Raw genomic sequence first — 21,286 nt, 5'->3', positions numbered from 1 at the left:
GATCAAATTATAGGAACCGCCCGAGTGAGCATTCGGGCCGGCTACTGCGCGCCTTTGGCTCGCATGAAAGATCAGGAATCCTTCGCAAATGAAACCCCGTATTTATTGGGCGCCGCCGTACGTGGCCGCCTTGATCATGGGCGCGCTCTCGTTTCCAGGGTTAGCGTCCGCTTTGACCTTAGAACAAGCTCTGAGCGTGGCCGAGCAAGACGCGCCTTCGCTGCATGCGCAAGCCGCCAACCTGGTGGCCGCACGCAGCGCTGCAATCCCTGCCGGCGAGCTTCCTGACCCTAAACTTAAGCTTGGACTGCAAAGCGTGCCCATCGAAGGTGACGCTCGCTGGCAGTTGGAGCAAGAGGCCATGACCATGCAAATGGTTGGGGTCATGCAAGATGTGCCAAACCGAGCGAAAAGGCGCGCTCGTGTCGAGGCCGCGCAGGCTAGTGTTGCGCTCGCAAACGCCCAGCAAACGGTTGAACGTCTCGGTGTGCGCCAAGCAACCGCCGAGGCATGGATCGCTAGCTTCGCGGTCGAGCAGAAGCTAAGCCTTTTCAAGCAGCTTTACAGCGAGAATCAGCTCCTTTCGCGGGCTGTTCAGGCCCGCATTGCTGGCGGCAGCGGACAAACCGCAGACAGCGTACTTCCGAGGCAAGAGGCAGCATTGCTGGCTGAACAAGAGGATGAGCTGCTGCGTAACCAGGCTGTTGCGCGGGCCGGCCTCCGGCGCTGGATAGGCGAGCTAGCAGGCCAGCCGCTTACAGGTGACTGGCCGCAATGGCTTGCCGCCGTTGATAACTATCAGCACAACCTGAACCGGCACCCGGCGTTACTCGCCTTCGACCCGATGACTCGTGAAGCGGAGGCAAAGGTTCACCAGGCCATCGCAGAGAAAACACCGGATTGGAGTTGGGGGATCGACTACCTGCGACGTGGCCGTGAGTACGGCGACATGGTGAACCTCAGCGTCAGCTTCGACCTGCCGCTGTTTACCAGCTCTCGGCAGGATCCGAAGATCGCGGCCGAACGAGCTCGCCTTGCCCAGATCGAGGCTCAGCGCCAAGCGACCTTGCGCCTGTACAACCAAGAGCTGAGTACTGACCTCGCTGAGTATCAGCGTCTGGACCGCGCACTCATCCGCCTCGACAAAACCTTACTACCCCTCGCTGAAGAGAAGGTCCGCCTTGCCATGGCCGATTACCGCTCCGGAAGCGGTGAGCTGACCGCTGTGATCGAAGCGCGACGACAGCTTGTGGAGACCCGGCTACGGCGTATTGACGTCGCCCGCGATCGATCGTTGAGCAATGCCCGCCTGCATTTCGCCTTTGGAGATACCCGACCATGACATTCCAACACAAGCGGCTGGTACTCGCCTTCAGTCTGCCTCTGATGATTAGCGCTGCAGCGCTAATCGGTCTGCCTACCGCAGCCTTCGGACAATCGCCTGCAGAAGAAGACAAGGAAGTGCTCTATTGGTATGACCCTATGGTCCCCCAGCAAAAGTTCGATAAGCCGGGCAAGTCGCCATTCATGGATATGGAATTGATTCCACGCTATGCAGATGAGGGAAGCGACGGGGCATCGATCAGTATCGACCCGAGCGTGACGCAGAATCTCGGCGTGCGCTTTGCAACCGTAACGCGTGAATCGATCAGCCAGTCGCTCGAAGCGACAGGCGCATTGATGTTCGACGAGCGAGACGTGGCGGTTGTGCAGGCGCGTGCCGGTGGCTTTGTCGAGCGCGTTTACGACCGAGCACCGGAGGATGTCATCGAAAAAGGCGCGCCGTTAGCCGATCTGCTGGTTCCCGAATGGGTTGCCGCACAGGAAGAGTACCTGGCGCTCAAAGGGATTGGCGAACCCCAGCTGCTCGCAGCGGCTCGCCAGCGGTTGCGCCTTGCTGGCATGCCGCCAGAAGTCATAGTGCAGCTAGAACGAACTGGTAAAGCGCGCCCTGTTTGGACAGTGAGGAGTCCAATAGGCGGCGTGCTGAACAGCCTCGACGTTCGCGAGGGCATGACCGTATCCACTGGTGCGTCTCTGGCACGTGTTAATGGGCTGGAAAAGGTATGGTTAGAGGTTGCGGTGCCTGAGGCGCAGGTTGCAAATGTGGCGCCTGGGCAGCTGGTCAACGCGCGCCTCCCGGCCTTTGCAGGTGAAGTTCTGGAAGGGACGATCCAGGCCGTACTACCACAAGCCAACTTGGATAGCCGTACTGTGCGCGTCCGGGTTGAACTGCCTAATCCGCAACAACGGCTTCGTCCCGGCATGACGGCCGAGGTGACGTTGAGTCGCAACGTCGAAGATGTCTTGGTCATCCCGTCCGAGGCGGTCATTCGCACCGGTCGGCGCGCATTGGTGATGCTGGCCGAGGATCAAGGCCGTTACCGCCCGATTGAGGTTCGCACAGGCCGGGAATTCGATGACCAGACAGAGGTGCTTGAAGGGCTGGAAGCCGGTCAGAAGGTCGTGGCGTCCGGTCAGTTTCTCCTGGATTCAGAGGCGAGCCTACGCGGGCTGACCGCTCAGGGTTTGGAGGAGCCTGCAACTTCTACAGAACCTGCGCTGCACGAGGCTGAAGGTACGATCGTCAGCCTGGAAGATGGCATGGTTGGCCTGTCGCATGGGCCGTTCAAGACGCTGAACATGCCTGGGATGACAATGTCCTTTCCGGTTGCAGATCAATCGCTCCTAACAAAGTTGCAGACCGGCGATCACGTCCGTGTCGGCGCGCGTGAAAGCGAAGAGGGCCTGGTCATTGAGCACATCGAGAAGCTGGGGGGCCAGCGATGATCGCAGCCATAATTCGCTGGTCAGTGGCCAACCGCTTTCTGATCCTGCTGGCTACTGTGTTCGCGGTGGCTTGGGGTGTCTGGTCGGTCAAAAACACCGCTGTTGATGCATTGCCAGACCTTTCCGACGTTCAGGTCATCATCCGCACGCCATACCCCGGGCAGGCGCCCCGGATCGTTGAGAATCAGGTCACCTACCCACTGACGACGACCATGCTGTCTGTCCCCGGCGCAAAGACGGTCCGCGGCTACTCCTTCTTCGGGGATAGCTACGTGTACGTCCTGTTTGAGGACGGCACCGACCTCTATTGGGCCCGTTCTCGGGTGCTGGAGTACCTGAGTCAGGTGCAGAGTCGGCTTCCCGCCGCCGCCAAACCCGCTTTGGGCCCTGACGCCACAGGTGTCGGCTGGATCTACCAATATGCTTTGGTAGACCGAACGGGCAAACATGACCTCTCGCAGCTGCGCTCTTTGCAAGATTGGTTCCTGCGCTATGAGCTCAAGACACTGCCCAACGTGGCGGAAGTCGCGCCCATAGGCGGGATGGTCAAGCAGTATCAGGTCGTACTGGATCCCGTGCGCATGGCAAGCAGGGGCGTGACGCAGCAGCAGATTGCAAAGGCGATCGATGAAGCCAACCGTGAAACCGGCGGGAGTGTTCTGGAACTCGCAGAAACCGAGTTCATGGTCCGTGCGACCGGGTATCTCAAGACACTCAAAGACTTTCGAGCCATTCCTTTGCGTCTCGACGGCGGCGTGCCTGTGACGCTAGGGGACGTTGCGCATATCCAGCTCGGCCCGGAAATGCGCCGGGGCATCAGCGAGCTTGACGGTGAAGGTGAGGTAGTCGGCGGCGTGGTGATCCTGCGGAGCGGCAAGAACGCTCGGGAAACCATCGCTGCCGTTCAGACCAAACTGGATGAGCTGAAAGCGAGCCTGCCCCAAGGCGTCGAAATCGTCACGACGTACGACCGTAGCAAGCTGATCGACAGTGCCGTTGAAAACCTCACGCACAAGCTCATCGAGGAGTTCATTGTCGTTGCGTTGGTTTGCGCGATTTTTCTGTGGCATCTGCGCTCGTCGTTGGTCGCCATCGTGTCGTTGCCGATCGGCATCCTGATTGCTTTTGTGATCATGCAGCGGCAAGGCATCAACGCCAACATCATGTCGTTGGGTGGCATCGCGATCGCCATCGGAGCGATGGTCGATGCAGCAATCGTCATGATCGAAAACGCCCACAAGCACATTGAGGCCTGGCACAAGCGGCATCCTGACTCCACCTTGAAGGGCCAGGAGCACTGGAAGGTCATTACTGACGCGGCTGTTGAAGTGGGGCCGGCACTGTTCTTCAGCCTGCTGATCATCACGCTGTCGTTCATACCAGTGTTCACCCTGGAGGCGCAGGAAGGCCGGCTGTTCGGTCCACTGGCGTTCACCAAAACCTATGCAATGGCAGCCGCCGCGGGCCTGTCTGTCACGCTGGTTCCGGTGCTCATGGGGTATTGGATCAGGGGCAAAATCCCTGACGAACACCGTAATCCACTCAACCGTGGCCTCATCTGGATCTACAAGCCGGCCCTGGACGCGGTACTGCGCTGGCCCAAGATGACTCTGCTGGTGGCTGTTCTGGTCTTCCTGACAGGCTTGTGGCCGGCCTCTCGCCTTGGTGGGGAGTTCTTGCCCCCGCTGGATGAAGGTGACCTCCTTTATATGCCCACTGCGCTTCCAGGCCTCTCCGCTCAGAAGGCTTCTGAGCTACTGCAGCAGACGGACCGGCTCATAAAAACGGTTCCAGAAGTTGCACACGTGTTCGGTAAGGCTGGTCGAGCCGACACCGCTACAGATCCCGCCCCGCTGGAAATGTTCGAGACGACCATTCAGTTCAAGCCGAAGGATCAATGGCGCCCTGGGATGACGCCTGACAAGCTGGTTGAGGAGTTGGATCGCACCGTACAGGTACCTGGATTAGCCAATCTGTGGATCCCGCCGATTCGAAACCGTATCGATATGCTGGCGACGGGTATCAAGAGCCCGATCGGGGTGAAAGTGTATGGCACTGACTTGGCACAGATCGACAAAGCCACCCAGGCAGTGGAAAAAATCGCCAAAACGGTGCCTGGGGTCAGTTCGGCACTTGCTGAGAGACTGACCGGCGGCAGGTATATCGATGTGGATATCGATCGTGTCGCCGCCGCACGCTACGGCCTGAATATCGCGGACGTGCAATCGATCGTGGCCGGTGCCATCGGTGGTCAAACCATTGGTGAAACCGTGGAAGGGCTCGCCAGGTATCCGATCAACCTCCGCTATGGCCGCGAGTGGCGCGACTCGATATCCGATCTGCGCAACCTACCGATCTACACGCCGCAAGGCAGCCAGATCACGTTGGGGACCGTGGCCAAAGTACAGGTGACAGACGGACCGCCCATGCTTAAAAGCGAAAACGCAAGGCTGTCGGGCTGGGTTTACGTCGATGTTCGTGGCCGCGACATGGCGGCTGTGGTGGGCGATCTGAGGGAAAAGATCAGCAAAGGGGTCCAGCTCGAATCCGGCATGAGCATCAGCTATTCCGGCCAATTCGAATTCATGGAGCGAGCTAACGCGAAGCTGAAGCTCGTCGTGCCGGCTACCTTGCTCATCATTTTTGTCTTGCTCTACCTCACGTTTGGGCGCTTTGGGGAGGCGTTGCTGATCATGGCCACGCTGCCATTCGCCCTAACCGGTGGCGTCTGGTTCCTCTATTTGCTCGGGTACAACCTATCCGTAGCGACAGGAATCGGTTTCATCGCACTGGCAGGCGTTTCTGCTGAGTTCGGCGTCATTATGCTGCTGTATTTGAAGAACGCATGGACAGATCGGGTTAACGCTGGAGCCCATGGCGAAGGCGTACTGCTCGACGCAATCCGCGAAGGCGCTGTGCAGCGGGTGCGCCCCAAGGCCATGACCGTAGCAGTGATTATCGCCGGTCTGCTGCCCATCCTCTGGGGTAGCGGAACCGGCAGCGAAATCATGAGCCGCATCGCCGCGCCCATGGTGGGCGGGATGATCACCGCCCCTTTGCTCTCCCTGTTCGTTCTGCCGGCAGCTTACCTGCTGATGCGCCGCCGGCAATTGCGAGTTACCACCCAGCAAGCAACCAACCCCACTGGAGAACATCCATGAACATTAAGCACATCACCCTTGCCTCACTCTTCCTGGTGCCAGTCGCCTATGCCGCCGACAAGGAGCCAATGGACGGCATGCCGATGGATCACAAAGGCATGAACATGCCAATGGACCAGAAGTCGGCGGGACAGACCGCTACAGCCACAGGTACGGTCAAGAAAGTAAACACCGAGAGCGGAACCGTCACCATTGCCCACGGCCCGGTCGAAGCGTTGGGCTGGCCGTCGATGACGATGGGCTTCAAAGCAAAGCCTGATCAGCTCCAAACGCTGAAAGAAGGGGACCAGGTCGAATTCGAGTTCTCCTCGAAAGGTATGGATTCCACCATTACGCGCATCGAAAAGCAGTAAAGAGCAGAAAGCGACCGCCGCAGGCGCGGCGGTCGTACCAACACGAGAATGAAGCGATTACCGCTTTGTAACCTTGGCAACAGCTTCTTGTAAGTAGCAAGCCTTTAATCTACAGGCATCAACTAACCAAGAGGTGCAAACCATGAACCGCATAACCAAAGTAATCGTTCCTTTTATTCTGACCGTTGCTTCCTCGCTTGCAATGGCCGAAGGCGGAAGCGAACGTACGCTGAATCGCTTAAATGACTCGGCAGGAGCAAAGCCCACCCTTAAGGAGCTTGTCAAAGAGGGTCAAGTGCTGAGCATCGCACCTGCAGGGGCGACCGGCACGACTCGAATGATTCAAAACTATAGAACTAGTGCCCAAGTCCAGACGTATGAGATGAAGGTCAAGACCCCCGACGGGAAGATCCATACGGTAGAGTTCCTGAGCACCCCAGTTGGCGTGAACAATGGCTAATCTGCCAAGCTTAATATCCGAGGGATAGTTAGATGAGCAGCATAATATCCAAGATTAAAAGCGTACTGCAGCGCAATCCGGTCGTAACGGGGTTAACCGCAGCTGTGGTTGGCTACATGCTACTGAACCAAAGCACTGCGGCGTTGGCAACAACGCTGCCAAGCCTGCTCTTTCTCTTGCCCTGCTTGTTGATGATGGTCGTATGCATGAAGCATATGTCTAGCGGTAAGTGCGACAAGCCCAAGGAGCCCAACGTTGGCGAAAACACCTTGTTAAGCAAAAGCGAATAACCCACTGAACTTAGAGATTTAACATGCGAAAGGCCATCACCGTTACAGCAATCGCAATCACCTTGGCGAGCGGACTGAGTTTCGCAGCGGCAGATAAAGCGGACCAAAGCCATTCAGAAACCGGCATGATGAGCGGCGACAAGCATATGGAAATGATGGGTGACATGCGTGGAATGATGAAAGAGTGTCGTGAGATGATGGGGGCCGCCAAAGCCGACCACTCGCAAAATGGCGAAAATCCAGACGCAGCATAGGATATGAGGGTGTGAGTAACAATGATCGAAGCAGGTGGGGGGTGCCCCACCTGCTTTTTTGTGCTTGATGGCCTAACCAGGACCGTACTGATGGGAAAAGTGTCACTGACGAGCAGAATGGCGATAGCTTTCATGCTCGTGGTTACGGTTGTGCTGCTGGCGGCCGCAATCAGCTTTAATTATTTTTGTCAGCTCCATTTCGAACGCAAAGATGCACAAGTGCTTAATGAAAAGGCCGCTGCAGTAGAGCGTACGCTACTCAACAGCTCAGCATTCGGGCCTGAGACCGCTTCAAGGATCGATGCCGTTATTGAGCACTCCTTTGGCTTCGCGACTGCGGTTGTAGTAGACGGTAAGACGGTTTACTCCCATCACAATCTGTCTGAGAGCTTGCTACCTCTTGTCACAGACATCCAAGAGGAACGCTGGACGGTAAGTTTCGGTGGCCACCAGTACAGCGGAATTACCAGAAAAGTAAATCGGTGGGTAGAAGGGCAGGACACTGTTATCTATTTGGCTTTGGATGTAACGCACCGAATCCACTTCTTCGATATGATTCAGCAGTGGTTTGCTTATACGCTTGTCGTTAGTGCACTTCTGAGTGGCGCGTTAGGTGTTGTTCTGATCAGGAAAGGCTTAAAACCAATAGACGAACTGTCCAAGACTTCTTCTACAGTAACCGCCCACTGCTTAGATACCAGAATTCCAACCGAGTCGGTGCCAGGCGAGCTGCATGAACTCGTAGACAACTTCAACGAAATGCTTTCGCGCTTGGACGACTCTTTTCTCAGATTGTCAGGTTTCTCAGCGGATATCGCGCATGAGCTAAGAACGCCGCTGAACAGCATGCTTACCCAAATGGAGGTCGCGCTCTTGCGCGACCGCGAGAATACCGACTACAAAGACATTTTGTATTCCGCCCTCGAAGAACTTAGGCGCATGTCAAAGATGGTCGATGACATGCTATTCCTCGCCAAGGCGGACAACGGGAAGATTACGCCCAATGCCGAAGATGCCAGCATGGCTGAGATTACCGCGAGCGTTATCGAATATTACGAGCTTGCAGCCGAGGACAAAAAGGTAGAAATCGCGCTTTCAGGCGATGGATCGGTACATGGCGATAAATCGATGCTGAGACGGGCCGTCTCAAACATAGTCTCTAACGCAGTTCGATATGCAGAGGAAGGCAGCACCATCAGCGTTGAAATAAGCGAGAGCGGTGGCTCGGTTTGCACAGCCATATCCAACCGAGGCACAACGATTCCAGCCGAGCTTCAGGCCCGAGTGTTTGATCGATTCTATAGGGTCGACACCGCAAGGCGCGAAGGAACCACCATGAATGCGGGCCTCGGCATGGCTATCACTCGTTCGATAGTCGAAGCGCACAAAGGGCGCATCGCTTGCGAATCAGCTGAGGGGCATACGACTTTCACAATGACGCTTCCAAAGCTTATGTCTAGTTAATGGCAGAGTGCCAGCAACGACCCTGACCTACGCTCATAGAAACGCCAGGCTGAACCGAAAGAGGCCGAGACTTTCGAAGCTGTATGTTTGGTTCTGGAGGTTCCCGTGCAAGCGTCCTCATCGAGAAAATGCGGTACGACAGCCGCAGCGCTCAACGAAGCGTGCTTCTGCGTAAGCCTAGATCAAGCTGCGCTCGTAAACTCATTGACCGAACAGCTTGGGAATTCAGAGCTGTCGGAGCTATTGAAGTCACGTTGCCCTCATGTGTTTGCAGCACGACCGGTCTTTGTTTCATCCTTGCGGCTGCGCCAGGTTAATGAGGTTATTCAGGCCATCGAGCAGACCGTGAGCTCGCCCGGTTGGCGTGAGCATGCTCTGGATTCTGCACCTCCTATTGCCCGACACGATCCTCGGGGCGCGCGCGGCGTCTTCTTTGGCTACGACTTCCATCTGGATGATGACAAGCTTGGGCTCATCGAAATAAACACAAATGCGGGCGGAGCGATGCTAAACGTATTGCTCGCCCGCGCGCAGCGTAGTTGTTGCAGCGGCGTAGTCGGGCTTTCGCCAGGTCAGGAAGGACCCGGCGGCTTCGAGCGTTCGATTCTGGATATGTTCGCCCAGGAATGGTCTACGAGCGGCGAGCCACGTCCGCTCACGCGCGTGGTGATCTTGGATGAAAGCCCACAAGCCCAATACCTGTATCCGGAGTTCCTTCTTTTTCAGCGGTTATTCGAGTCAGCAGGAATCGACTGCCTAATCGCAGACCCAGCCGATCTGGCCTTTCACAACGAGTCCCTCTTGGTCGACGGAAAGCCTGTGGATCTCGTCTACAACCGACTCACCGATTTCTATCTGGAAGGCGACAATTGCAGCGCGCTGCGCAGCGCTTATTTGGCTGATGTCGTGACGGTAACGCCACACCCTCAGGCCTATGCCCTTTACGCCGACAAACGCAGGTTGGTTGACCTAACCAACGCACGTTTTTTGGAAGAGATTGGCGTTGATCAGCAAATCCGAACCGTATTGGCCCAATACGTCCCGCTTACCGTTCCTGTCGGGCATGGTAATGCAGAGCACCTGTGGCAAAACCGCCGTAGCCTCTTTTTCAAGCCTGTCAGCGGGTATGGTAGTCGCGGTGCATACCGAGGAGACAAGCTCACCAAGCGCGTTTGGGAAGAAATCGTTGGCGGAAACTACGTGGCCCAGTCCCTTGTAGCTCCTGGCGAGCGTAGAATCGTCGCCGACCCTCAGGTACGATCGATGAAGTTTGATCTGCGCGCTTACGCTTATGCTGGCGAGGTGCAGTGGAACGCTGCCAGGGTCTACCAAGGCCAGACGACCAACTTCAGAACAGAGGGGGGCGGTTTTGCTCCCGTTTTTACCTTAGGCGAGGAAGAGGAGCGAGCCGGTTCTACAGAGCAACGGTCGCACGCCTCGTTCATGTTCTTGCTCGACGAAACCGGCGCCGTAGAGGAACTGCCGCACCCGCTATATCTGGCGCTGGTTCGAGCCGAAATGGCTACTTCTAAGCTTGCCGGTAAGCGTTTCCGATTGGCGGACTGGTATGTGGCAATGGAAGATGGCCATCCTTCCGAAGTCATCCGAGAATTGTACGGCTGGGTTGCTTTCGACGCAGATGGCGCCTACCACCCTGAAGTTGGCCCACCAGAAAATGGTCAGCCAAATAGTATTGGCAATGTTGACTCATCTGCCCTGCCAACACCGGAAGAACATGATCGAATCGAAGGTCTGTTGTTTCAAAGTGAGTGAGGTCCCGCGCGCCACGAAAGGCGCGGCTTGGGACAGAATAACCTCGCCGCTCAGTTTTGGAGCCAGCTACACCCAGCCGTCTTAGCCGCCACACATCTAATGTGCGAATACTAACCCTGCGGTCACACTCGACAAGAACGTGGCATATGCTGGGTGCTGAATTGTTCTCTCCGAGTGTTCTATTGCTCACGATAACTCTTTGGGCTTGCTAAGCCGAGTAGTCGGGTCTCAAGGCTTGAAGGCCATCTTAGTGGGCCCGCTCTTTCGCGCAGTGGTCCATAGCGCGACGTTGGTATTGTCTGCTTATAAGCTATTAGCGATTGATTAGTTCAGGGGAACATTACGCGTAGTACAGCGCTGGCAGCGCTTTAAGCCGGTCTTAAAGCGGTCGATGATTACATTTTTGTAAGCTTCTCAAAAAATCGAAACCTCATCATCTTCGGCTTGTCCGTTTTTAGGAGAGCATTCGAAAGCCACTTCTAAGCAGGGCTGCGCGAACACGTTGAGTCGCCGATCCAGCAGCAATCATTAAAGAGGTCTAACTATGCAAATGTCTTACTGGCGCTTTGCAGCGATGGTAGCCACGTCTACGATCATTATGTATGGCGTGATGTACTTAAATACTTACTCGTTCGAGCATGTTTTTTGGAGCGAGACTCGCGCTTGGATGGCATTAGTGATGGGCGCGGTAATGGCAGTAGTCATGCTCGCATTCATGCTCAACATGTATAAGCGTAAGTCAGTAAACCTAGCGATATTGGCAGGAAGTGCAGTAGCTTTTACCATTGCACTATGGCTTGTACGTGGGCAAGCGACGGTAGACGACACGGACTACATGAAGGCCATGATCCCCCACCATTCCATAGCAATCCTAACAAGTGAACGAGCTCAGATTTCAGATCCTCGCGTCCGCAAGTTAGCTGACGAAATCATCGACGCTCAGCGCCGAGAAATCGCAGAAATGAAGTCCCTGATCAATGAACTAGAAAGGGCAAATTGATTCCCAGAAACGGTGTGTCCACAGCCCAGGGCATGACGGTGGCGACATTGATGGTCTCGCTACCGCTCAGGCGAATCTCCTCAGCGATTGCCGCGCCGAGATTTATGACGCCACCTTTGGTCGCTGCGGAGGAGGCATGATAAGCCAGCGGTATCTCGCTCTCGACTGAGCCCACGTTGACAAGCGTGCCGAAGCCTTGAGCTCTGAACTGGCGCATGGCTGCGTGGCTGCCATAGATCATGCCCTTAAGATTGACATCCACGATCCGCGCATGGTCCTCGACGGGAACGTCCTCGAAACGACCCAGCGCTCCGACCGCAGCGTTGTTAATCCAAACGTCGATCCTGCCGAAACGCTCGATGGCGGCTCGTGCCAAGTCCTGCATCTCGTTCGGGTTGCTCACGTCGGTGGTCACCACCAGTGCCGATCCTCCAGCCATGCGTATCTGCGCGGCCAGTTCTTCGAGCACGTCGGTCCGGCGGGCCGCTAGCACCACGTCGCCTTGCAGAGCGGCAAGCTTGAGCGCCACGCCGCGGCCGAAGCCACTGGAGGCACCAGTGATGACAAAGGTTTTGCGAGCAACGCTTGGCTGGTCGCTTGGTTTCAGGCGCGGGGAAACGGCGCAGCCACTGAGTTGCAGAACGGCGAGCAGTACTAGCAGCAAAGCCAATCGCTGCGATGGGAATATTCGCAAAACCATTTTCGTTTTCTCCCAGCAAAATAAGGTCGCATGGCCCGCTTGGTTGTTGTTGGACCGCCTTTTTGCCAGGAGCTTTCATGCTAATTCACTCAATTAGTTTTCAGCGCTCAATCGGGAGACAGTGGCAAGAGAATAGACCGTTACGGTGGCGATCATCGGTGGCTAAGTAAGAGTTGCTAGCGCGTAACTATCGTATTTCGCTTTGGAATGAAATGCTGCTGGACAGGGATTGATTCGCTCTTGGCAGTTGCGGGTATCGTACGCACTTTTTCGATATGTCATGGAGGCGCGAACATTAAGCGCACCATGGCTTTTCTTATTCTTCGAGGGGCTCTGACACTCCCAATTTAGTAGTGCCAGAGCAGTGAGTTACGGATGTTATCCTGCCATACGCTCACATTCCTCAGCGCAGTTCATGCACGCCTTCGCACACTCTTGGCAATGATCCATTTCATGCTTCGCGCATTCCTCTCCGCATGCACGGCAGATCTTGGCGCAAAGGGCGCAGAACTTCTTAGCATATTCACTTTCGCGGCTCATCAGTGTGGCAGCCAACCTGCAAATGTCCGCGCAGTCGCGGTCAAGCTCGATGCAGCGAGCCATCATTTTTACATCATCCTCGCGTAGGCAAGCAGAGGCGCACATTTCGCACACTAGGGCACAGTTCGAACAAGCTTGGATACAGGATGCGAACATTGAGTTTGTCATTTACGTTCTCCAGGGTTCGATAGTTGTATTTCGTCGTTTGGTTACTGGCCGATATGGCTCATCAGCCTGTTAGCAGACACTGAATTACGACACGCTCCTACCGAGCCCGTTTCGAAAAACCTCATTACAATGTTGTAAGGTAAGTCCAACCGCACCGGGGATCTGCGGGCGCAGTTGGTGGCGATGTGGCCGTCAGATTGCCTGTACGGCTTCGCTAGTCTGTTCGAGATGATTGAGTTGAAAATGAGGGAGCTCCCTGTCGCCACGACTGGGAGCATTCGTTGGGGAACGGCCGGAGCGCAAGCCGCTTAACTAGGTAAGTTACTGGCCTTGCGGCCTAACTTTTAGGAAGGAAGCAATTGCAAAGCCCTCCGGTACCGTTGCGTCGACTAGGATGGCCTAGGGCCGATCCTCTGCTTGCTGAACCGCCTTTCTTAGAGCCTCGATCAGAACCGCATAGGCACACATATACCGGATGTTAGTGCTCGTGTTGCTTCCCGTCTGCGTGCACATGGTTTTTTGAAGGGGATTTGCCTTCCGCATCGGCACTGTCACTGCCATTGCTGTGCTCAACCGCCTGGGGCTCCTCGGACGCATGATGGTCATCGCTTTCGTTATTACCATGATGACCGGAGCCTGATTGGCCGGATGCTCCACCTGTGCTGCTGGAGCCATGGTGATCCGAGCCGCCACTGTCGCCCTGATGGTGGTCGCCCGAGGCCATCTCGCCGTGTTGCTCACTATGCCCAGCTGGGGTCTCCCCACCACCATGCTGGTGACCACCGCTAGACGCAACGAGTGCTCGATACGCTCCTTCATCTAACTCAGGAAGCTTCTGCAGAAAAGCCACCATTCCCCAGATGTACGGGTCAGCCATGCTTTTACCCCACGCGGGCATCCCAGTGGCCTTAATGCCATGCTTGATGACCCAAAATGTTTTTGCTGGGTCATCGTATGGCCCCGCTTCAGCCAGGCTGGGTGGAGCGGGATAAAGGCCATTGCTTAGCTCGGTCTCAGCCATGCCTGGCGCCAAATGACAACCCACACACATCGAGTCGTAGTTCCCCGCCCCGGCGCGGATTTGGTCTTCATCGTCGAGAGATGGCACGACTATGTCTTCGGAGCGAACCTCAATCGAGCGATTGCGAGCAGTTTCCAGGAATGCGTGCACGACTCCCGTATGAGGATCATCCGCGGCAACGTTTATTAGTCCCGAGAAAACAACACCGGCCACCACCAACAGGCCTAGTGCGCAGAAGGCAGCGAAGCTAATAATTATTCTTTTCATCTAGGGTCCTTAAAACCAAAGCCTGATGCCAGCAACGAACCGCGCCTCATCTACGTCTTCGCCTTCATCTCTCGCCATATCGGCGGTATTACCGTATGCCCGGCTCCACGTGACGCCGATGTACGGTGCGAACTCACGAACGATTTCGTATCGGAGGCGGAGCCCCACCTCTGTGTTTGCGAGACCAGCGCCTACTCCGCGCGCAGGATCGTCCTTGCCATAGAAATTGAGCTCGGCAGTCGGTTGGAGGATCAGCCGGTTAGTGAGGAGAATGTCGTACTCGCCTTCAAAACGTGCTGCTGTCTGCCCACCTTCACCGACGAAGGCGGTGGCTTCCGCCTCAAAGTTATACAGAGCCATCCCCTGGACGCCTAAAGCCGCCCACGTCTGCGGCGACTCGGGCTTAAAGTCCTGGCGAACACCTGCTACCACATCCCACCAGGGGCTGATGGCACGCCCGTAGAGCGCCTGAATTTCCGCATCTTCAGTAACGCCATTCGTTCGCTCACCTTCCGAGCGAAACCAGAACCGATTGATATCGCCACCAACCCAGGCAGTAGCTTCCCAACTGAGGGTGCTACCTTCATTTGCGTTCTGGTACTCAAGTTGATCTAGCAGAAGGAACCAGGCCAGATACTTGTCATGGACTGTATGACCTTGAAGACCAGGGAAAGCCGCTTCTCTATCCGCATCGGTCAATACTGGAATGAACGAGGGATGAACCATGCCGGGCATTTCGAGCGTATCGTCATGCTTCATTTGGCCATGGTTCATCGTGCTATGGTCCATCGCACCATGACCCATCGCAGAATGGTCCGTTTGCCCACCGGAGCCATGATTCTTAGCTGCGGGCTTCGCTGAAGATGCAGGGGCTTGAGCTGCCTCAGCAGGAGGGGTTTGATGCATCGAATGATCCATCATCTCGGCAGCGTTGGCTGTCCCTCCAGCCGCTGCGCTCAACGAAACTCCGAGCGCAATCAGAGCAAAGCGAGAAGGTCTAGTGGTCATGGTGCGAATCCACCTCAGTATCAGTGGCCTTGGGGTCATGATCCATCTTGCCGTGCTCCATTTCTCCATGGTCCATCGAGCCATGATCCATGTCGTCGTGGTTCATTTTTGAGTTAGAGGTGCCTTGTGTCTGAGATGCCGGCTTGTTGCCTGGATTCTGCGATGAAGCCGATGATTGCTTGTGCTGATCATGCTTTTGCTCTGCAAACGCAGCTGACATATTCATTACGCCCAGCAGACTGAACATTAACGCGCTGCCGATAAGAGTTTTACGCTTCGTAAAATTTCCCATATAAAGTTCCTCTTACTCGTCCACTCGGACTTCACGAAACATGCCCATTTCCATGTGAAGCAGTAGGTGACAGTGATAAGCCCAACGCCCGAGCGCATCGGCTGTCACGCGGTAGCTGCGCTTCGAACCTGGAGGCATGTCGATCGTGTGCTTGCGAACCATGAACTTTCCATTCTCATCTTCAAGATCGCTCCACATACCATGCAGATGAATCGGATGGGTCATCATGGTGTCGTTGACCAAAGTGATGCGTACCCGCTCGCCATATTTGAGCCGCAGGGGCTCCGAATCAGAGAACTCTATACCGTCAAATGACCAGGAGAACTTCTCCATGTGGCCGGTGAGATGGAGTTCGATCGTCCGACTGGGCTCACGGCCGTCCGGATCGGGGAAAGTGCTTCTCAAGTCGCTATAGGTCAGGACTCGGCGGCCGTTGTCTCGTAAGCCAATACCGGGATCGTTCAGCCTATGAGTTGGGCTCATGGTCTGCATGTCCACCAGTGGGTTATTGGACTCTGAGGGCGGGTGCGATTGCATACCTGCGCTCATCCCAGCCATTCCAGAGTGGTCCATCCCGGACATCCCACCCATTTTGCTGTGATCCATGCCGGCCATTGCGCCCATGTCGCCCATCCCTTGCATGTCACCGTGGTTCATGCCGGACATGTTGCTATGGTCCATCGCGCCCATGTCGCCGCCATGGTCCATGCCCGCCATACCGCCCATGCTGCCGTGATCCATCCCCATGTCGTCCATGGTGATTAGTGGTCGAGGATCGGTTTCTGGAACAGGAGCGCTCAGCCCTTCGGCAACCGCTAGCGTGCCACGGGCGTATCCTGTGCGATCCATCGATTGGGCGAAGATCGTGTAAGCCTCCTCGGTCGCAGGCTCGACAATCACATCGTAGGTTTCTGCCACGGCAATGCGGAATTCGTCGACGCTAACTGGGTTGACGTATTGGCCATCGGCTGCGACTACAGTCATCTTCAGCCCTGGAATGCGGACATCGAAATAGCTCATGGCCGAGCCGTTGATGAACCGCAGACGAAGCTTCTCGCCGGGCTTAAAGATGCCGGTCCAGTTCCCGTCGGGTGCTTGGCCGTTCATTAGATAGGTATAGGTGTAGCCGCTTACGTCGGCGAGGTCGGTGGGACTCATTTTCATCTGAGCCCACATTTTCCGATTCGCAATCGTAGCGGCCCAGCCGTCTTCGCTCACATCGTTAATGAAGTCTCCGACAGTGCGCTTGTGGAAGTTGTAATAATCGGACTGCTTCTTGAGCTTAGAAAGGATTCGAGCGGGATCCTCATCGGACCAATCAGTCAACATCACCACATAGTCGCGGTCATAGCTGAACGGTTCGGGATCCTTCGCATCGATGACCAAGGGACCATAGACACCAAGCTGCTCTTGTAGGCCTGAATGACTGTGGTACCAATAGGTACCGTTCTGTTTAACCTGAAACTTGTAGACATACATGCCATCGGGAGCGATGCCGTGGAAGCTCAATCCAGGCACGCCATCCATGTTGGCCGGCAGGATCATGCCGTGCCAGTGAATCGATGTATCTTCGCTCAACTTATTTCTGACTCGCAGCGTGACGGTATCCCCTTCACGCCAACGTAGAAGCGGCCCTGGGATGGTCCCATTGATAGTCATCGCTGTCCGGGCCGCGCCGGTGATATTGACCGGCGTCTCCCCAATCAGCAGATCGAACTCCGTGCCACTTAGTACGCTGGGCTGGCCTGGGCTAGTCACTGCCCAGACCGGAGCTCGCCACAAGCCAAGACCGCCAAGGATGCCTGCGGCAGTCAAGCCTTTAACAAAGGTTCGCCTAGAGGTTTTACGTTGCATGTGTAGGTTCCAATCAAACTAAGGAGCCAAGCCGAAACCAGCCGTAAGGTTGGTGTTGCCAGCGTTAATTGATCTTAGAAACTCGCGCACGGTCTGTCTTATCAAGCGACTCGCCTTTAATCGTAAATATGGCATGCCTAAGAAAGACGCGGGATTACATTTTTGTAAGCTTAAAGCGCTTCAGAAATCGCCCAAAAAATCGCCTGTGAGCATGTCAATCTCCAGGTGGAAGCTGCGCAATGGCTTTTGATTTCCGTGCAAGGATCCGGTTGCAACGATACTCAAGGTGCATGGTCACAGTTGCGTAAGGTTTCGCTTCAGCAATTAGCGTGGGCGTGCTTCGCTGAAGTTGCTTTTGAGGCTACCTCCTGGGCTTGGTCCTTCTGGTCAGCCTGATAACTAGCGATCGCTATTTGGCGAGCCTGCTCCATACGAGCAAAGGTACGATCACCACCACCTTCTGCCATTGCATAGGAAGAGCTTGCTGCGATGGCGAGCAGTACAGAAACGGATCTGAAGAATTTCATTACTTGTTACCTCGTTCGAAGACATGGGAGACCCAGCGCAGCTCCATAAATAGGGGCTTTGGCTTGGTCCTGTGTCTAAGCTAACCGAGCGTTCCTGTCAGAAGCCTGATTTAGACATTACGGTTTCGTCAGTAATGCATAAAAGCAGTGAGCCCAAGCGAAAGCGCAGGTAGCGTGCATGGTGCCTTTTCGTTCAGGCAAATAGGTCTTGTTTCCAGCGGGCAAAAAAAGGGCGCCATCTAGGCGCCGATAGGCCAAAGGAGCATGGAAAAGGCCAAAAAGCAGAGTGTGGGAGCAACTGCTGATGTAGACGTTAACGCTACAAGCTGTCAGACAGATGATGCGAGCATTACGTTTCTGTAAGGTACTGGCTGCACGCCCTGACAATCGGCACACTGCTCCAAATGCCGGAGGGAATACTTTCATGAAGCTTCTTGTTGCTGAAGACGAGCCGAAAACAGGCACCTACCTACAGCAGGGGCTTTCAGAGGCAGGCTTCACAGTCGATAGAGTTGAAAACGGGACCGATGCTGCTCAGCACGCGCTTCATACCACATACGACTTGCTCATCTTAGACGTGATGATGCCTGGCCTGGATGGGTGGCAGGTTTTACAGAAAGTCCGCGCTGCTGGTAATGAGGTTCCCGTGCTCTTTCTCACCGCCCGAGACGGGGTTCAGGATCGAGTAAAGGGATTGGAGTTGGGCGCTGATGATTATCTCATCAAGCCGTTCGCCTTCTCCGAATTGCTAGCCAGGATCCGTACGTTGCTTCGCCGCGGCAATAATGTCCCCAACCAAACAATACTCAAACTCCTCGACCTTGAGGTCGATCTGCTCAGGCGTCGAGTTACGCGATCGGGGAAACGAATAGACCTAACTGCAAAGGAATTCGCACTTCTTGAGCTATTACTTCGGCGTCGCGGGGAAGTGCTCTCAAAGTCCCTTATCGCCTCCCAAGTATGGGACATGAATTTCGACAGCGATACCAATGTGATTGAGGTGGCGGTACGACGGCTGAGAGCAAAAATCGATGATGAGTTCGAACCTAAGCTCATACAAACCGCGCGTGGGATGGGCTATTTGATCGACGCGCCAGACCCCTAGAGCGAAATGCTCGGCATTTCACGCGATGGGCCAAGCTACCGGTACCGATGCGGTTAAGGCGAGCAGCGGTGCCGAACCTCAGTTCTCCGAGCTGGATTTCTTCAGCTGTGGCACGAAGAAGATGGGTCTCTGCGGGGGAGCTATCAGAATATCACTGGATTTGATGCTAGTGCCCTTGCGACGCCTGGTCTTGCCATCCTTACCGACCGCCAGCAAATCACCGGTCGCAACAGCGATATCGAGCGCCTGCTTTACGCGAAACTCGTCAGCCATGGTGTAGTTGGTCAATCCGCTCATCAGGCCCAAAAAAGGTTGCCGTTCTACCTCGTAGACCTGGTTGGGCAAGAGCTCTGAAAGTTCTCCTCGGACGCGGTCATCGGTGGCATCGTCGAAGTGATGCTCATCCAACAGCAAATCGTGTTTGCATGATGGCGAGCGTTATGAGGTGCATCTCTGTGAGGCCTGCTTTTTCCGAGCGCTGAGTGGTCTCCGCCGCGAGCGTATGGTCAACACCATGTTCGACGAGAATCCCGATAGGACTGGCGATGAGTTCGGCCTTGTGCAGCGGAGCGAATTCTGGAAAGACAACTGAGCTCGGTTCAGATGGGACTATGGATACGGGTAGGAAGTGGGGCGTTAGCCTCGCAGATGTAATGCAGCAGAGAAGATCACGTGTTTACTAATTCGACTGCCGAGAGACTGACACGCTGAGGTTGAGTACGTGCGATCTCCCTCCACTCGGTACTGGTGCCCAAGCTCGCTACCTTGTGCATCACGAATTGAAAGGATCTCCAGTAACGGCTCCATCAACCAGCGACCCACCTCGTTCATATGCCCGGGACTCACAAGATACGCCTGCTCCAGCCAGGCGTGCTCGGTCTGCGCAGCTATGACCTGTTCCAGCAATGGAACCGACGGAACCATTAGCATGCTTCGAAAGGCCGCGTTTCCAGCGTCCTCAACGATCTGCAGGTAGAACCAGGGCCAGGTCATCTCTAGCTCGACATATGACCAGAACTGCACGCCATCTGGCGCTGTTGAGAGCCCAGGAAGCAGTTCCGCATTCCGACTGGTTTTGAACACGCGCCAATCTCCTAATGATAATTGTACTTGATTGATGAACAATATATTTTGTAGTCATATATTGTTCAATCGCGCTTCATCGTTCCATTTTGCGGAGCAGCAAAATGGAAGTCCGGGATTCGTTCGGGAAAGCGTTGAGGCTCGTGCGGCAGCGTAGGGGGCTGGCACAGGAAGATTTCTCGCTCGTTAGCAGTCGTACCTTCGTCAGCATGCTGGAGCGCGGGGCAACGAGCCCGACTCTCGAAAAGCTCGATAGCCTCTGCACGGTGCTCGACACTCACCCTGTCACCCTCTTGGCCCTGACCTACTTGCTTGGATCCGAAGCTCCTGAAAGTTTTGAGCAGCTCCTGGAGAAGGTTGGTGAGGAGTTGAGAGCTCTAGTCGAACCTGACTGATTACTCAGCGAGGCTGTGTGAGGGGCCGGTTCCGTGGCCGCACAGTGAGTGTTGATCTTGCTGTCCCTCTGTCCCCAGTGGCTGGCCTGGAGGTCCTGTTTTTGGCAGGGCTTATAGTTTTTGTGGGCGTCAGAAAATATGTGGATTCTGACTTTTTGGGGCTCATATGTCCGTCGCGCAAGCTATTTTAAATCGAGTCAAGCACATGCCAAAGGGGAGGCCATTTGCCGGCGCGGTGTTCGCGCAGGTCGGTTCCCGTGCGTCGATTAATAAAGCGCTTTCTAGGCTGGTGCAATCAGGCACGCTGGAGCGAGTCGCTCGCGGTGTCTACATGCGCCCCAAAATGAGCAAGTACACCGGCAGGGTGGTGCGCCCGAGTCCGCTGGCTGTCGTGGAGGTCATCACGAAGGCGAACGGCGAGACGATCCAGATACACGGCGCGGAGGCTGTTCGGAGGTTGGGCCTCAGCACACAGATGCAGGTGTTGCCGACCTTTTACACCAGCGGATCTACTCGCGAGATCAAGGTTGGCAATGCGGTGGTTCGCCTCCGCCACGTATCCAAGGACCGCTTGCAGCACGCCGGCACGACGGTAGGTGTGGCGCTTACTGCTCTCTACTACATCGGGAAAGAAGGGCTGTCCGCTAATGTGGTTTCCAAGATTGTTAGTGCGCTGAGCGGCGAAGAGCTGATGAAGCTCCGGGCCTGCAAGATGCCGGAGTGGATGCGGTCGGCATTGCGCTTTGCTGCCAAGGAGATTGAGTAGTGCGCAATAGCACCT

At 55.5% G+C, this 21,286-nt stretch carries 21 protein-coding genes and 1 pseudogene; 13 read left to right on the top strand and 9 right to left on the bottom strand.

Annotation, left to right across the window (positions count from 1 at the left end):
• Positions 1-88 precede the first annotated feature (88 nt).
• From PSEST_RS02930 to PSEST_RS02885, 10 genes are all read left to right on the top strand, one after another.
• Positions 89-1,342, top strand: a complete 1,254-nt coding sequence (locus PSEST_RS02930) for a TolC family protein (RefSeq protein ID WP_003292652.1) — start codon at positions 89-91, stop codon at positions 1,340-1,342.
• Entirely contained in the window at positions 1,339-2,790 is a 1,452-nt protein-coding gene (locus tag PSEST_RS02925) for an efflux RND transporter periplasmic adaptor subunit (protein ID WP_015275570.1), read from the top strand. Before PSEST_RS02930 ends, PSEST_RS02925 begins: the two co-directional genes overlap by 4 nt.
• Positions 2,787-5,951 (top strand): efflux RND transporter permease subunit, encoded by a 3,165-nt coding sequence (locus tag PSEST_RS02920; RefSeq protein WP_003292650.1) that lies wholly within the window; start codon positions 2,787-2,789, stop codon positions 5,949-5,951. Before PSEST_RS02925 ends, PSEST_RS02920 begins: the two co-directional genes overlap by 4 nt.
• Positions 5,948-6,304, top strand: a complete 357-nt coding sequence (locus PSEST_RS02915) for a copper-binding protein (RefSeq protein ID WP_003298789.1) — start codon at positions 5,948-5,950, stop codon at positions 6,302-6,304. Before PSEST_RS02920 ends, PSEST_RS02915 begins: the two co-directional genes overlap by 4 nt.
• 142 nt (positions 6,305-6,446) lie before the next feature.
• Positions 6,447-6,764: a co-regulatory protein PtrA N-terminal domain-containing protein gene (locus PSEST_RS02910; protein WP_003292648.1), complete on the top strand. Its 318-nt coding sequence runs from the start codon at positions 6,447-6,449 to the stop codon at positions 6,762-6,764.
• Between the two features lie 32 nt (positions 6,765-6,796).
• Positions 6,797-7,054 (top strand): DUF2933 domain-containing protein, encoded by a 258-nt coding sequence (locus PSEST_RS02905; RefSeq protein ID WP_003292647.1) that lies wholly within the window; start codon positions 6,797-6,799, stop codon positions 7,052-7,054.
• A gap of 23 nt (positions 7,055-7,077) precedes the next feature.
• Positions 7,078-7,308 carry a hypothetical protein gene (locus PSEST_RS02900; RefSeq protein WP_003292646.1) on the top strand — a complete coding sequence of 77 codons (231 nt, stop codon included), beginning with the start codon at positions 7,078-7,080 and terminating at the stop codon, positions 7,306-7,308.
• A 90-nt stretch (positions 7,309-7,398) separates the two neighbouring features.
• Positions 7,399-8,772, top strand: coding sequence for a heavy metal sensor histidine kinase (locus PSEST_RS02895; protein WP_003292645.1), 1,374 nt, complete (start codon positions 7,399-7,401; stop codon positions 8,770-8,772).
• A gap of 204 nt (positions 8,773-8,976) precedes the next feature.
• A complete protein-coding gene (locus PSEST_RS02890) occupies positions 8,977-10,545 on the top strand; it encodes a hypothetical protein (RefSeq protein ID WP_226924959.1) in 1,569 nt (522 codons plus the stop codon).
• A 544-nt stretch (positions 10,546-11,089) separates the two neighbouring features.
• Positions 11,090-11,545, top strand: coding sequence for a DUF305 domain-containing protein (locus tag PSEST_RS02885; protein WP_003292642.1), 456 nt, complete (start codon positions 11,090-11,092; stop codon positions 11,543-11,545).
• Here the strand turns inward: PSEST_RS02885 and PSEST_RS02880 are convergent.
• The 7 genes from PSEST_RS02880 to PSEST_RS02850 all read right to left on the bottom strand — a co-directional run bounded on the left by PSEST_RS02880 (position 11,520) and on the right by PSEST_RS02850 (position 17,922).
• Complete coding sequence (locus PSEST_RS02880; protein WP_231600321.1) at positions 11,520-12,209, bottom strand: SDR family NAD(P)-dependent oxidoreductase; 690 nt, start codon at positions 12,207-12,209, stop codon at positions 11,520-11,522. The genes PSEST_RS02885 and PSEST_RS02880 overlap by 26 nt on opposite strands.
• Before the next feature lie 414 nt (positions 12,210-12,623).
• Positions 12,624-12,953 carry a four-helix bundle copper-binding protein gene (locus PSEST_RS02875; RefSeq protein ID WP_015275568.1) on the bottom strand — a complete coding sequence of 110 codons (330 nt, stop codon included), beginning with the start codon at positions 12,951-12,953 and terminating at the stop codon, positions 12,624-12,626.
• A gap of 478 nt (positions 12,954-13,431) precedes the next feature.
• Positions 13,432-14,241 carry a c-type cytochrome gene (locus PSEST_RS21640; RefSeq protein ID WP_003292639.1) on the bottom strand — a complete coding sequence of 270 codons (810 nt, stop codon included), beginning with the start codon at positions 14,239-14,241 and terminating at the stop codon, positions 13,432-13,434.
• A gap of 9 nt (positions 14,242-14,250) precedes the next feature.
• Positions 14,251-15,249: a copper resistance protein B gene (locus PSEST_RS02865; RefSeq protein ID WP_015275567.1), complete on the bottom strand. Its 999-nt coding sequence runs from the start codon at positions 15,247-15,249 to the stop codon at positions 14,251-14,253.
• Positions 15,239-15,541, bottom strand: coding sequence for a hypothetical protein (locus tag PSEST_RS02860; RefSeq protein WP_003292637.1), 303 nt, complete (start codon positions 15,539-15,541; stop codon positions 15,239-15,241). Before PSEST_RS02860 ends, PSEST_RS02865 begins: the two co-directional genes overlap by 11 nt.
• Before the next feature lie 12 nt (positions 15,542-15,553).
• Complete coding sequence (locus PSEST_RS02855) at positions 15,554-17,395, bottom strand: copper resistance system multicopper oxidase (protein WP_003292636.1); 1,842 nt, start codon at positions 17,393-17,395, stop codon at positions 15,554-15,556.
• 317 nt (positions 17,396-17,712) lie between these two features.
• Positions 17,713-17,922 carry a co-regulatory protein PtrA N-terminal domain-containing protein gene (locus PSEST_RS02850; protein ID WP_015275566.1) on the bottom strand — a complete coding sequence of 70 codons (210 nt, stop codon included), beginning with the start codon at positions 17,920-17,922 and terminating at the stop codon, positions 17,713-17,715.
• Positions 17,923-18,346: 424 nt separating this feature from the next.
• Here PSEST_RS02850 and PSEST_RS02845 point away from each other — a divergent pair, with 424 nt between their 5' ends.
• A complete protein-coding gene (locus PSEST_RS02845; protein WP_003292635.1) occupies positions 18,347-19,027 on the top strand; it encodes a heavy metal response regulator transcription factor in 681 nt (226 codons plus the stop codon).
• Between the two features lie 78 nt (positions 19,028-19,105).
• Here PSEST_RS02845 and PSEST_RS02840 read toward each other — a convergent pair.
• Together PSEST_RS02840 and PSEST_RS02835 are read right to left on the bottom strand one after the other, a co-directional pair.
• Positions 19,106-19,444: pseudogene (locus PSEST_RS02840) on the bottom strand (hypothetical protein); the annotation flags it as partial.
• Positions 19,445-19,663: 219 nt separating this feature from the next.
• Positions 19,664-20,110: a hypothetical protein gene (locus PSEST_RS02835; RefSeq protein ID WP_015275565.1), complete on the bottom strand. Its 447-nt coding sequence runs from the start codon at positions 20,108-20,110 to the stop codon at positions 19,664-19,666.
• A 104-nt stretch (positions 20,111-20,214) separates the two neighbouring features.
• Here PSEST_RS02835 and PSEST_RS02830 point away from each other — a divergent pair, with 104 nt between their 5' ends.
• On the top strand, positions 20,215-20,505 hold the full coding sequence (locus PSEST_RS02830) for a helix-turn-helix domain-containing protein (RefSeq protein WP_003292631.1): 291 nt from the start codon (positions 20,215-20,217) through the stop codon (positions 20,503-20,505).
• A 166-nt stretch (positions 20,506-20,671) separates the two neighbouring features.
• Complete coding sequence (locus PSEST_RS02825; protein WP_015275564.1) at positions 20,672-21,271, top strand: DUF6088 family protein; 600 nt, start codon at positions 20,672-20,674, stop codon at positions 21,269-21,271.
• The last annotated feature ends 15 nt before the right edge of the window (positions 21,272-21,286 follow it).

This window comes from Stutzerimonas stutzeri RCH2 (assembly GCF_000327065.1).
Classification (GTDB): Bacteria; Pseudomonadota; Gammaproteobacteria; order Pseudomonadales; family Pseudomonadaceae; genus Stutzerimonas; species Stutzerimonas stutzeri_AE.
Note: the sequence above shows the minus strand (reverse complement) of the source record. Positions and strands in the feature narration are given on the sequence as shown.